We start from the raw sequence: 12,790 nt of genomic DNA, 5'->3' as shown, positions 1-12,790 counted from the left end.
CAGGTATGCCACCAGGAGCACACACCCCGTGACAACACACCCCTCCGCACAGCCCGGGCCGCGCACGCGGCGCCCCCTGCGCGCCGCCCTCGCCAGCCTCACCGCGGGCCTGCTCATCATCGGCGGTTCGTTCGCCGGCGCGACCGCCGCGACGGCCGAGGCGCTCGCCCCCGATTCCGCGACCGCGACTGTTGCGCCCGAGCAGTCGGCTGCCGCGACTCAGGCCGCCGCCGTTGTCGCCGCGCCCGTTCTGACCGTGACGCCCGCGACGGATGTCGACCCCGCCGTCTCGAACACCTTCACCGTCACGGGCACGGGCTACGTGGGCGACGCCGCCGTCAACGGCGCCTACGTCGTCCTCGGCGAGAAAGCCAAGTGGGCGGGCGAAGGCCCGCTCCCCGCCGAGGGCTGGGCGGCACTCTCCTGGGTGATGCCGCGCCAGATCGTCGACGGAAAGTTCACCACGACGCTCACGATCCCCGCCGGCACGTTCGACGCCTCGAAGGCCTATCACGTGGGTACGTCGGCCGCGCACGGCCTGTCGGTCACCAACCGCTCGCTCGACGCCTTCGCGGCCATCGGCATCCGCCAGCCCGCGCCCGTCGCCGATCCGAAGATCACGGTCACACCGGCCGCCGACATCGACCCGGCCGTGGCGAACACGTTCACCATCACGGGCACGGGCTTCGTCGGCCCCGGTGCTGCGAGCGGCGCCTACGTCGTGCTCGGAGAGAAGGCCAAGTGGTCGGGCGAGGGCCCCCTCCCCGCCGAGGGATGGGCCGGTCTCGGTTGGGTCATGCCCCGCCAGATCGTCGATGGAAAATTCACCACGACACTCACCATCCCGGCCGGCACGTTCGACGCCTCGAAGGCCTATCACGTGGGCACGTCGGCCGCACACGGCCTGTCGGTCACGAACCGCACGCTCGACGCGTTCGCCGACCTGAGCATTCGTCAGCCGGCACCCGTTGCCGACCCGAAGATCACGGTCACGCCCGCATCCGATATCGACCCCGCCGTCGAGAACACCTTCACCGTGACGGGCACCGGGTTCGTCGGCGACGCCGCCGTCAACGGCGCCTACGTCGTGCTCGGAGAGAAGGCGAAGTGGGCGGGCGAAGGCCCTCTGCCGTCGACCGGCTGGGCCGCGCTCTCCTGGGTGATGCCGCGCCAGATCGTCGACGGAAAATTCACCGTCACCCTCAAGATCCCCGCGGGCACGTTCGACCCGTCGAAGGATTACCACGTCGCCACGAGCGCGGCTCACGGTTTGTCCATCACCAATCGCACGCTCGACTCCTTCGCGGGCCTGGCCATCCGCCAGCCCGTGCCCGTTGCGCAGCCGAAGATCACGGTGACGCCCGCATCCGATATCGACCCCGCCGTCGAGAACACCTTCACGGTGAAGGGAACCGGTTTCACGGGCGAGGCGGCCGCGAACGGCGCCTACGTGTTGCTCGGTGACCGCGCGATCTGGTCGGGCAACGGCCCGCTCATCGCCGAGGGTTGGCTGTCGACCAACTGGGTCATGCCGCGCCAGATCGTCGACGGCGCCTTCACGCTCGCGATCAAGATTCCCGCCGGGGCCCTGGCCTACGGCGTCGACTACCAGGTCGCCACGAGCGCCGCTCACGGTCTGTCGGTCACGAACCGCTCGCTCGACACGTTCCAGCAGCTCACGCTCGTGCCGCAGCCTGCGAAGTCCACCAGCACGACACTCGCCGCCTCGGCCACGAGCATCTCGGTGGGCGACTCGGTGCGCTTCGACCTCACGGTGAGTCCCGCCGTCGACGGCACCGTCACCCTGCTGGATGGCTTCACCGTCCTGGCGAGCGACGTGCCCGTCCGCGCGGGCTCCGGGTCCTTCTCGACCTCGACGCTCTCCGCCGGAGTGCACTCGATCACGGCGCGGTTCCTGCCGAACCCGTCGACGGGTCTCGACCCCAGCACCTCGAATCGTGTGACGATCTCGGTGTCATCGATCATCACGCCCGAGCCGCCCACCTCGCCGACACCGCCGACCACGCCTACAACGCCCACGGCGCCCGTCAGTGACCCGACGCGGGCCGGCTCGCTCAGCTGGGGTGTCGTCTCGAGCTTCCGCGCCTACATCACGGGCCCGATTGCCAAGGGTTCCATCCAGGTGTCGGGCGGAGCCACGAGCTCCGGCGGCGCCTTCCAGTTCGGCCAGTCGAACGGTTCGTTCGACCTCGGCTCGAATACCGGTTCCGCCGGCTATTCGGGTGCCGTCCGCTTCACGGGCCACGGCGGGGCGCTAGACGTCACGCTCGCCAACCCGCAGATCCAGGTCACCTCGGCCACCGCGGGCACACTGTCGGCGACCGTCAACGGCACGCCCACCACGCTCGCCACGCTCGACCTGCAGTCCGCCGCGCGCTCCACGACGGGAAACTCGGTCACCTACCGCAACGCGCCCGTCACCTTCACGGCCGCGGGTTCCGAGGTCTTCCAGGGCCGCTATGCGACGGGTGATCCGCTCACCTTCACGATCGGTGTGGCGGGGGCTGCTCCGGCCGGCACTGCGGGAACGGTGGCCCAGGCATCCGGTGCCGCCGCCTCGGCCTCGACGACGCCTCGCCTGCCGGCCACCGCACCCGCGAGCACGGGTATCGTCCTGACCGATGAGACGCGAGCAAAGCTCATCGCGGGCGACGAGGTCACGGTCTCGGCCGACGGCTTCAAGTCGAATGAGAAGAACATCCGCGTAGTCGTCTACTCGACGCCCACCGTGCTCGCCTCGGGGCTCAGCGCCGACGCGTCCGGTGTCGTCACCTGGACGGGCAAGCTTCCCGCCACGCTCGAACCCGGTGAGCACACGCTCACGTTCCAGGGGTCAATCAGCAAGGGTGTCGTGTTCCAGCTGCCCGAGGTCACGACGCTCGCGGCGGGGTCGTGCGTGGTCGAGAACGCCACGCTCGATTGGGGCTTCAAGGAGTCGTTCCGCAATTACATCGAGGGCATTGCCCGCGGTGGGTGGGAGCTCGCCGACGGCGCCACCTACACCTACCCGACCTTCGGCTTCACGGGCGGGAAGGGCTCCTACAATCCCGAAGAGTCCTCGGGTGTGGTGTCGTTCGGCGGCAGCATCCGCTTCACGGGCCACGACGGCGCCCTGAACACGACCCTGACGAACCCTCAGATCGAGTTCGTCGACGACACCACGGCCTACATCCTGCTCGACGTCTCGGGCACGACGCAGGACGGTCAGGCCATCGCTGACACGGCCATCCGGTTCGCGAAACTCGACCTCGCGTCAGGCACGGTTAACCAGGATGCCGGCAGCGTCACGGGTGCCGACATCGCCGCGGTCCTCACCGACGAAGGGGCCGCCGCGTTCGGCACCTACGCCGCCGGCGAGGAACTCGACCCGGTCGCCTTCACGGTTCCGCTGCCCGCCGATTGCGGCGTCGCCGCGGCCCCGGCTGCCGAGGAGGAGGCCGAGGTGACAACGACCGACACCCGGGCCGAGCTCGCCGCGCCGGCCGCGTCCACGGGCGACACCTCGTGGATCGTCTGGGCCATCGTCGCCGCGTTCGTGCTGCTCGCGGCCCTGGCGCTCGTGTGGCTGGTCGTCGCCCGTCGTCGCTCCGCCTCTGGCGCTGCGGCAACAGGCTCCGGCTCCGGCCCCGCCTCGAACGACGTGACGCCGGGCCCCCTGGCCTAAGCTCACGCCGTGAGGGCCGTTCCCCAAACGCGGCCCTCACCAGATCGCCCCCGGTGCCCACGCGCCGGGGGCGATTCTGTTCTCCCTGCCTCTCACCCGTTCGCCAGACACCTGGCGTCCGACGCTGATCGCCCGATGACGAAGATGAGCACGATTCAACGCCGCGGCCCCCGCCTGATACTGTCCCCCCAAGTCAGAAATGCCTGACGCGCTCCAACAAGGGACTAGCACCATGGGAAAACTCATCTACGGGATTGCCCCCGCTATCGAAATCGATGACCGCGGCCTCCGCCACCTGCAGGTCGCCATCTTCACCAAGCTGCGCCGCGACGAACGCTTCACCTTCAGCTGGGGCGACGAACCCCTGGTCGGTGAAGACGTCGCGCTCGACGGGGAGGAAGGCCGATTCGGCACCGTGTGGCTCTCGAGCGCGGCCTCCCTCTACTTCAGCTACGACCGCCACCCGTCCGGCCCCCTCAACAAGGCGTGGGTCGAAGCGCTGCTCGAGGTCGCCAACCGCACGGGCGGCCTCCGCCTCGTCTCTGAGCCCGCCGCCACATAACGTCAGGCGTCGACGCGACGCCCGCGATTCGCCTGCCGTTCACCTGCGGTTCGCCCAGCACGGCCACGATCGAAGAATCCCTCGTTCTTCGCCCGAAAGGCTTGCCCGTGCGCTCACTTTCTCGGTCCTCGTGGGGTGCGCTCACGCTCGCCCTGCCGGTCGCCGCCGCCCTGCTCGCCCCGGCCGCGCTCGCCGCCCCGGCCACTGCTGCCGACGCAGCCGCCGCCCCGATCGCAGCCGATGCCGCCGCCTCCATCCGTATCAATGAGGTCGAATCGGATGCCTCGCCCACCGACTGGGTCGAGCTCACCAACATCGGCACGGCGCCCGTCGACATCTCGGGCTGGATCGTCAAGGACGACACCGACACCCGCACCGACGCGCTGCCCGCCGGAACCATCCTGGCCCCCGGAGCATTCTTCGTCTTCGACCAGCCGGCCATGAGCTACGGCCTCGGCAAGGCCGACTCCGCCCGCCTCTTCGCGCCCGACGGCACCACGCTCGTCGACAGCTATTCCTGGACCGCCCACGCCGCCACCACCTACGGCCGCTGCGTCGACGGCGCCGGTGCCTTCACCCTCACGGCCGCGCCGACCAAGGGCGCCCCGAACGCCTGCGTCGTCGATCCCGCCGACGTCGTGCGCATCAACGAGGTCGAATCCTCGGGCGGCACCCCGGGCGACTGGGTCGAATTCACCAACATCGGCACGACCGCCGTGGATGCCTCGGGCCTCGTCCTGCGCGACGACGACGACACGCACTCCTACGTCCTCCCCGCCGGCAGCACCATCCCCGCGCGCGGCTTCCTCGCCGTGGGCGACCCCGAGGTGACCTTCGGACTGGGTGGCGCCGATTCGGCCCGCCTCTTCGCCGCCGACGGTTCGACGCTGATCGACAGCTACTCCTGGACCGCCCACGCCGCCACCACCTACGGCCGCTGCGCCGACGGCACGGGAGCCTTCGCCCTGACTACGGCCCCCACGCGCGGCGCCGCCAACGCGTGCGCCCCCGTGGCTGGCGCCGGCGTACGCATCAACGAGATCGAGTCGAACGGCGGAACGCCCGGCGACTGGGTCGAACTCCTCAACCCCACGGCCGCTGCCATCGACCTGAGCGGCTGGATCGTCAAGGACAGCGCCGACGACCACGTCACGGTCTTGCCCGCCGGCTCGACCATCGCCCCCGGGGCCTTCTTCATCGTCGAGGAGTCGACGCTCGGCTATGGTCTCGGCTCGGCCGACGCCGTGCGCCTCTTCGCGCCCGACGGCGTCACGCTCGTCGACCAGCACTCCTGGACCAGCCACGCGGCCCTCACGCTCGGCCGCTGCCCCGACGCGACGGGCCCCTTCGCCGCCACGACGTCTTCTACTAAGGGCGCCCCGAACGTGTGCGACGGCACCGGCGGGGGAGACGACGGCGGCACGGGCGGCGGCGACATCGTCACCCTCCCGTGGGCCGGCGAGCAGACCGTCGACACGGTAGACCCCGCCAACCTGTTCGGCACCAACCTCAGCGGCCTCGCCTTCGAGCAGACCGCCGACCCCTCCGACGCCGACACCCTCTGGGCTGTCAAGAACGGCCCCGGAACCCTGTACCGCCTCGACGCCTCCGCCACCGGCTGGGCCCCCTCGACCGACGACGGCTGGTCCAACGGCAAGCTCCTGCACTACGCCGACGGCACGGGCGATGTGGATGCCGAGGGCGTCGCGTTCACCGACGCGGGCCCGTCGGGCGGCATCTTCGTCTCGACCGAGCGCAACAACGCCGGTTCCAAGATCAGCCGCCCCTCGATCATCCGCTACGACGTGACCACGACGGATGCCGCACTCTCGGCCACGCGCGAATGGAACCTCGCCGCCGACCTCGCCACCGACGTGCCCACCATCGGCGCCAACGCCGGCCTCGAGGGAATCACCTGGATTCCGGACGCCGACCTCGTCGCACAGGGTTTCGTCGACGAGCGCACGGGCGCCGCGTATCGCCCGGCCAGCTACCCCAACCACGGCGACGGACTGTTCTTCGTCGGTCTCGAAGCGAACGGCAGCATCTACGCCTACGCTCTCGATCAGAACTCGGGCGCCGTGAACCGTGTCGCCACGATCTCGAGCGGCTTCCCGTCGATCATGGAACTCGAATACGACCCCGCGACCGACCTGCTCTGGGCCGTCTGCGACGACACGTGCGAGGGCCGCTCGGCGCTCCTGAGCGTCGCACCGAAGCCGGTTGGCGCCGCTGCTGCTGCAGCGCCTACGTCTGCTGTCGCCGCTGCTGCTGCCGCTCCCGGCCGCTTCACCATCACGGCTGTGCTCGAACGCCCGACCGGCATGCCCAACGTCAACAACGAGGGTTTCGCGATCGCACCGAACGCGCAGTGCACCGACGGCCTGAAGCCGGCGATCTGGTCGGATGACAACGGCACCGACGGTCACTCGCTCCGCCAGGGCACGATCGCCTGCCTCGCCGACGCGGTTGCTCCGGCTCCCGTTCCGTCACCGACCCCGACGCCGGCCCCCTCGGCCACGCCGGGCGCCTCCGACCCCGCGGGCACCCCGGGCGCGACTCCGGTCCGTCCATCAGCCGACTCTGCACTTGCCTCCACGGGCGCCACCCCGATCATCGCCATCAGCGTCGCGGCGGTCCTCCTGCTTGTGGGCGTCGCGGTCTTCGTCATTGCCCGCGTGCGTCGCTCACGCTCGACCGCGGCAGCCGACACGGCACCGACATCCGCCCCCGATCGAAATGACGACGCCTCATGACGCTCAAGAGGTTCGGCTCGATCACGGCCACCCTGGCCACGCTCGTCGCGCTTACCCTCACCTCGGGCCTGACGGTGCTCACCGAGTACGCCGACGAGCGCGAGGTCCAGGCCGAGTACGACTGGTAATGCGGGTTTTCGGCGCCCCTGGCGCCCTATCACGCGCTCTGCGGCCGGCACAATGCATCCTGAGTGGTGTGTGCCGTGCCACTACGCTCGGAGCTATGCGCCGAACTCCCGCCCTCACCGTGTCCGCCCTTGCACTCACGCTCGCTTTCGGCGTCGTGGGATGCTCGACCCCCTCGAACGACGACTCCACGCCCGCCGCCGAGTCCTCCTCGAGTGAAAGCCCCTCGTCGACGCCCTCGTCCGCGGCGAACGAACTCGACGTCGCCCCCGCAGCCGGTGCCCTCATCACCGGCGACGGCTACACCTACAACGTTCCCGAAGGCTGGGAGCTGCAGGACAAGTCGATTGCCCCCGGCACCGACACGGCAGCGGCGGATGTCACCACCACCACCGACTTCGCCAACAACGTCAACGTCATCCTCAGCCCCGCTGGCGCGCTCACGCCCGAGCAGGTCGAGAGCATGGCCGCCAAGGAGCTCGAGGCCGCCGGCGCCACCGACGTCACGGTCGAGCCCCGCGTCACGTTCGGCGGAAAAGAGTCCGCCCACATCAGCGCCGGCATGACCGCGAGCGGCGCCACCTACCGCATCCACCAGTACTACGGCACGAACGACGACCAGACCTACATCGTCACCTTCTCCTTCGGCACGGATGTCGCCGACACCGAGGCCGTCGAGATCTCGGAGTCGATCCTCGCCTCCTGGACCTGGAGCTAACCTCGGCCCAGCAAGACAACACAGCCCGCACGGCGAAAGGCCGCGAATCCCCGGATTCGCGGCCTTTTCGTATGCCCTGGTAGCCCGTTCCTGGGAGTTAGCGGGGCGCAATATAACGGAAAGGTCACGACACCAATCCTTTTTTGGGACGGTCCCGAACCCCTGACATCACCAAGCACGATCCACCGGGACATCCGCCCCACCTACGAACGAAGGATTGACACCATGCGTAAGTACATGAAAACCACACTCGGAGTTGCTGCTGCTGGCGCTCTCGCCCTTTCTCTGGCCGCGTGCTCGACCGGTGGAACCTCCACCGAGTCCAGCTCCTCGCCCTCCAGCTCTTCCTCGTCGTCGGCTGACGCGACGCCCACTCCGGTTGCGTCGATCCCCGACCTCTCCAAGGGTGTCGACACGCAGGTTGCCGTTGACGCGTCGTTCGTTGACGCTCTGACCTCGCTGGGTCTGACTCCTGGCACCGTTGGCACGGCCACGTTCACCGATGGCACGTTCTCGTTCCCGATCACGGGCGGCAACGTGGACTACTACGACCCGCAGGAGGACTACCGTCCCTACGTGCAGGGCACCATCGACCACGAGGGTTCCGGCCTGTCGTTGACCGCTGGCGCGAAGGTCGTCGAGCTCAGCAACTTCGTGATCGACCCGGGCACCTCCAAGCTCATGGGTGACGTGTCCGTCGATGGCACCGTCGCTGTTGAAGACGCCGTCCTGTTCGACCTCCACGGTGGCACCCTGAAGCCGCTCCAGATGGACGGCGACAACGCGATCCTCGAGGGCACCACGGTCCACATCTCTGACGACGCTGCGGCGCTTCTGAACGAGACCTTCGGCACCGACAAGGTCGCCGGCGGAATGCTCGTCGGTGTCGCGAAGATCACCGTCGCCACCAAGTAATCCAGCTCCACCCGTAACACGCACCAGTTTGGGGTCGCCGATTCTCACCCGCTGAGAAACGACGAGAAGGGCCCGGCATCCACGGATGTCGGGTCCTTCGGCGTGTGCCCGACATCCCTCGGCGTGCGCCTTCCCAAAGTGCGCGACAATAGACCTATGAGCATTCCCCCCGGAGACCGGGACCCGCAGGGCGACGCGCAGCCCGCATCGCACGATCCCGGGGCGCCGCTGCCCGACGGCCACGCCGAGGCCCCGGCGCAGCCGCAGCCCGCCGCGCCGGCCGCCGCAGCACCCGCGCCGCAACCCGAGCCCGATTTCGTCGAGACCCTCGAAGACGCCGACGAAGAGATCGTCATCCGCCGGTCGCCGCGCTACCTGAACTTCATCCTGCTCGGGGCGCTTCTCGGCGCCATCGTCGCCTTCGTGCTCACGCTCGTCTTCCCCGAGAACCCCGACTACTCGCGCATCCAGGTCTTCGGATTCCTGCTGCTGGTGTGCGGCGTCATCGGCATCGCGCTGCTGAGCCTCGTCGCCATCCTGCTCGAACGAACCGTCGGCCGTCGTGAGATGCGCGCCCGAGCAGATAAACTGGGTGCACGCATTCCTCCCCACGAACCCGAGGGCAACGCCTGAGCATGAACTCTTCCGTGTCGAACAGCACCGCCCCCGCAACCGCGGCAGACCCCACGGGGTCGGCCAGCTATCGGGAGGCCGGGGTCGACACCGCGGCGGGTGACCTCGCCGTCGAGCTGATGAAGGCCGCCGTGCAGAAGACGCACGGGCCCGAGGTGCAGGGCGGGGTCGGCGGTTTCGCCGGGCTCTTCGATGCATCCGCCCTCGTCGGCATGTCCAAGCCGCTGCTCGCCACCTCGACCGACGGCGTCGGCACGAAGGTCGCCATCGCGCAGGCCATCGACAAGCACGACACCATCGGCCAAGACCTCGTCGGCATGGTCGTCGACGACATCGTGGTCGTGGGCGCCAAACCCCTCTTCATGACCGACTACATCGCCTGCGGCAAGGTGGTGCCGGCCCGCATCGCCGACATCGTCGCCGGCATCGCGCGCGCCTGCTCCGACACCCGCACGGCCCTCGTCGGCGGCGAGACCGCCGAGCACCCCGGCCTGCTGGGCCCCGACGACTACGACGTCGCCGGCGCCGCAACGGGTGTGGTCGAGGCCGACGACGTGCGCGGCGCCCACCTCGTGGCCGACGGCGACGTCGTGCTCGCGCTCGAATCCTCGGGCCTCCACTCCAACGGTTTCTCGCTCGTGCGCCACATCCTCGCCCAGCGCGGCATCGGCTTCACCGACCACTCCGACGACTTCGGCGGCATGGTGGGCGAGGCCCTGCTCGAGCCCACGCGGCTCTACACGTCGCCGCTCGTCGACCTGCTGGCCGACGAGACGCTGGGGCGCAGCATCCACTCGCTCTCGCACGTCACGGGCGGCGGCATCGCGGCCAACCTTGCGCGCGTGCTGCCCGTCGGCTCGTGGGTCGAGGTCGACCGCAGCACCTGGTCGCCGGCCCCCGTGTTCCGCATTCTGAGCGACCTCGCGGGCACAACGCTCGAAAGCGCCGAGGGCACCTGGAACCTCAGCATCGGCTTCTTCGCGGTCGTCAGTGCAGCGGATGCCGCAGCCATCGCCACGCACCTCACCAACACCGGCATCCCCACGTGGCCTGTCGGCACCATCCATATGGGCGAGCGCGACCTCGCCGGCTTCGAGCAGGGCGCCAAGGGTGTCGACGGAGGCGCCGTGCGTCTCGTCGGCTCATACGCCTCCTGATGATTTCTTCCTGTTTCTCCCTCACCTCTCAGCACCCCGGAGCTCACTAAGCATGTGCGGAATCGTCGGCATCGTCTCAACCGAGCCGGTCAACCAGCAGGTCTACGACAGCCTTCTCCTTCTGCAGCACCGCGGCCAGGACTCGACGGGCATCGCCACCGTCGACGGTCGCACCGTGCACATGGTCAAAGCGAAGGGGCAGGTGCGCGAGGCGTTCCGCACGCGCGACATGCGCTCGCTCCTCGGCACCATGGGCCTCGGCCACGTGCGCTACGCCACCAAGGGTGACGCGGGCAACGAACAAGAGGCGCAGCCGTTCTACGTGAACGCCCCCTACGGCATCGTGCTCGTGCACAACGGCAACCTGACGAACACGCGCGAGCTGGCGGATGACCTGTTCCACGTCGACCGTCGCCACGTGAACTCCACGAGCGACACCGAGATGCTGCTCAACGTGCTCGCCACCGAACTGCAGAGCCAGGTCTCGGGCCTCGAGCTCGACCCCGACCAGATCTTCGCCGCCGTCGAGCAGGTGCACGAGCGTGTCGAGGGTTCCTACGCCGTCATCTCGATGATCGCCGGGCAGGGCCTGCTCGCATTCCGCGACCCCTACGGCATTCGCCCGCTCGTGCTCGGCCGTCGTGCCGTCGGCATGGTCGGTTATGAATACATCGTCGCGTCCGAGTCGCTCGTGCTCGAGTCGGCCGGCTACGAGACGGTGCGCGAGGTGGCGCCCGGCGAGGCCGTCTTCATCACCATCAGCGGTGAGCTCTACTCGCGTCAGTGCGCCAAGAACCCGCGCCTCGTGCCGTGCTCGTTCGAGTACGTCTACCTGGCCCGCCCCGACTCCATCATGAACGGCATCTCGGTCTACGAGGCGCGTCTGCGTCTCGGCAACCGTCTCGCCGACACCATCGCCGAGTACACGCCCATGGGCGATATCGACGTGGTCATGCCCATCCCCGATTCGTCCCGCCCCGCCGCCATGCAGGTGGCGCAGAAGCTCGGCGTCGAATACCGCGAGGGTTTCTACAAGAACCGCTACGTGGGCCGCACGTTCATCATGCCCGGGCAGGCGCAGCGCAAGAAGAGCGTGCGCCAGAAGCTCAACGCCATGGGAAGCGAGTTCAAGGGCAAGAACATCCTCATCGTCGACGACTCGATCGTGCGCGGCACCACGTCGAAGGAGATCGTCGACATGGCCCGCGCGGCCGGGGCCAACAAGGTCACGTTCACGTCGGCCGCGCCCCCCGTGCGCTACCCGCACGTCTACGGCATCAACATGCCGTCGCGCGGCGAGCTCATCGCGCACGGCAAGAAGATCCCCGAGATCGCGCGCGAACTTGGCGCCGACAATCTCATCTACCAGGAGGTCGCCGATATGAAGAGCGCCATCCTCGAGGGTTCGTCGGTCACCGAGCTCGAGATGAGCTGCTTCACCGGCGAATATGTCACGGGCACTGTGACCCCCGAATACCTCGACTGGGTCGAGCGCACGCAGCTGTCTTAGGTTGCGGCGGGGCGTGGCGTGGCGCGGATCGGGTCGCTGGTCTCGCCTCTGGCTGTGCCGCTGTGCCGCTGTGCCGCTGTGCCGGACGTCCATCGCGCGCCGCTCCGGCGGGCCGCGGCGTTGTGCCGTCGGGATGCCGCGTCCGGCTTGTTGTGGCGTGAACCGGTGCGGTAGCTGAGCGACACCGGCGGATGGCCTGGGAGGCTCGGGGTTGCCCGTGACTGTGGCTCGGGCATCCGTTAGTTTGGGGCTATGGACGAGCGGCAGCAGCAGATGAGCAGGGATATCGCGATCGGCGAGAGCCCCCGCCAGCCGCTGCGCCAGTTCTTGCGCACGTTGCGAGCCCACCTCGACAAGTGGCCGTGGGCGCGTGCCGCCTATCGTGTGGCCGTGGCCCTCATCGGCGGCACGGTCGTCGTCGTCGGCCTCATCATGGTTCCGCTGCCCGGCCCCGGCTGGCTCGTCGTCTTCCTCGGGTTCGCCATCCTCGGCACCGAGTTCGCGTGGGCCAAGAAAGTCGCCGCGTTCGTCAAACGCCAGCTCGCCCGGTTCTGGGCCTGGTACAACGCCCGCCGCGCCCGCAAGCGCGCCGGCGCCGCGGCATAGCTGACCTCGTATCTCGACCGCCCCGAATGACCCCCCCAACTGGAGGGGCGTGAGCGAGCTGGGCCCGTCGCGCGTTCCCCTATTCTGATTCAGCACACTCGTGCTGAGGGGGAGGGCTGCGG

The 12,790-nt window shown here is 69.0% G+C and carries 10 protein-coding genes; all 10 read left to right on the top strand.

The window, feature by feature from the left end:
- Positions 1–28 precede the first annotated feature (28 nt).
- Positions 29–3,685, top strand: coding sequence for an HtaA domain-containing protein (locus ACUWEX_RS12755; protein WP_445996478.1), 3,657 nt, complete (start codon positions 29–31; stop codon positions 3,683–3,685).
- Between the two features lie 232 nt (positions 3,686–3,917).
- Positions 3,918–4,247 carry a DUF7882 family protein gene (locus ACUWEX_RS12750; protein ID WP_079728562.1) on the top strand — a complete coding sequence of 110 codons (330 nt, stop codon included), beginning with the start codon at positions 3,918–3,920 and terminating at the stop codon, positions 4,245–4,247.
- Between the two features lie 107 nt (positions 4,248–4,354).
- The gene (locus ACUWEX_RS12745) at positions 4,355–7,003 is read left to right on the top strand and encodes a lamin tail domain-containing protein (protein ID WP_445996477.1); all 2,649 of its coding nucleotides are present in this window, start codon (positions 4,355–4,357) and stop codon (positions 7,001–7,003) included.
- A complete protein-coding gene (locus ACUWEX_RS12740; protein ID WP_445996476.1) occupies positions 7,000–7,131 on the top strand; it encodes a hypothetical protein in 132 nt (43 codons plus the stop codon). The genes ACUWEX_RS12745 and ACUWEX_RS12740 overlap by 4 nt, the downstream gene beginning before the upstream one ends.
- 95 nt (positions 7,132–7,226) lie before the next feature.
- Positions 7,227–7,847, top strand: a complete 621-nt coding sequence (locus tag ACUWEX_RS12735) for a hypothetical protein (protein WP_079728560.1) — start codon at positions 7,227–7,229, stop codon at positions 7,845–7,847.
- A gap of 237 nt (positions 7,848–8,084) precedes the next feature.
- A complete protein-coding gene (locus ACUWEX_RS12730) occupies positions 8,085–8,762 on the top strand; it encodes a hypothetical protein (protein WP_445996475.1) in 678 nt (225 codons plus the stop codon).
- Between the two features lie 156 nt (positions 8,763–8,918).
- Positions 8,919–9,395, top strand: a complete 477-nt coding sequence (locus ACUWEX_RS12725) for a hypothetical protein (RefSeq protein ID WP_445996474.1) — start codon at positions 8,919–8,921, stop codon at positions 9,393–9,395.
- A 14-nt stretch (positions 9,396–9,409) separates the two neighbouring features.
- Positions 9,410–10,552 carry a phosphoribosylformylglycinamidine cyclo-ligase gene (purM, locus tag ACUWEX_RS12720; protein WP_445996473.1) on the top strand — a complete coding sequence of 381 codons (1,143 nt, stop codon included), beginning with the start codon at positions 9,410–9,412 and terminating at the stop codon, positions 10,550–10,552.
- A gap of 52 nt (positions 10,553–10,604) precedes the next feature.
- Positions 10,605–12,062 (top strand): amidophosphoribosyltransferase, encoded by a 1,458-nt coding sequence (gene purF, locus ACUWEX_RS12715; RefSeq protein WP_079728558.1) that lies wholly within the window; start codon positions 10,605–10,607, stop codon positions 12,060–12,062.
- Positions 12,063–12,314: 252 nt separating this feature from the next.
- Complete coding sequence (locus ACUWEX_RS12710) at positions 12,315–12,668, top strand: TIGR02611 family protein (RefSeq protein WP_445996472.1); 354 nt, start codon at positions 12,315–12,317, stop codon at positions 12,666–12,668.
- The last annotated feature ends 122 nt before the right edge of the window (positions 12,669–12,790 follow it).

This window comes from Okibacterium fritillariae, from assembly GCF_052783725.1.
This window is presented reverse-complemented; position numbering and strand designations above follow the sequence as displayed.

Bases quoted from the DNA above. Each gene is read 5' to 3' on its own strand.
- ACUWEX_RS12740 (WP_445996476.1), top strand. From the start codon at position 7,000: ATGACGCTCAAGAGGTTCGGCTCGATCACGGCCACCCTGGCCACGCTC.
- purF (WP_079728558.1), top strand. From the start codon at position 10,605: ATGTGCGGAATCGTCGGCATCGTCTCAACCGAGCCGGTCAACCAGCAG.
- ACUWEX_RS12710 (WP_445996472.1), top strand. From the start codon at position 12,315: ATGGACGAGCGGCAGCAGCAGATGAGCAGGGATATCGCGATCGGCGAG.
- ACUWEX_RS12750 (WP_079728562.1), top strand. From the start codon at position 3,918: ATGGGAAAACTCATCTACGGGATTGCCCCCGCTATCGAAATCGATGAC.
- ACUWEX_RS12730 (WP_445996475.1), top strand. From the start codon at position 8,085: ATGAAAACCACACTCGGAGTTGCTGCTGCTGGCGCTCTCGCCCTTTCT.
- ACUWEX_RS12735 (WP_079728560.1), top strand. From the start codon at position 7,227: ATGCGCCGAACTCCCGCCCTCACCGTGTCCGCCCTTGCACTCACGCTC.
- ACUWEX_RS12725 (WP_445996474.1), top strand. From the start codon at position 8,919: ATGAGCATTCCCCCCGGAGACCGGGACCCGCAGGGCGACGCGCAGCCC.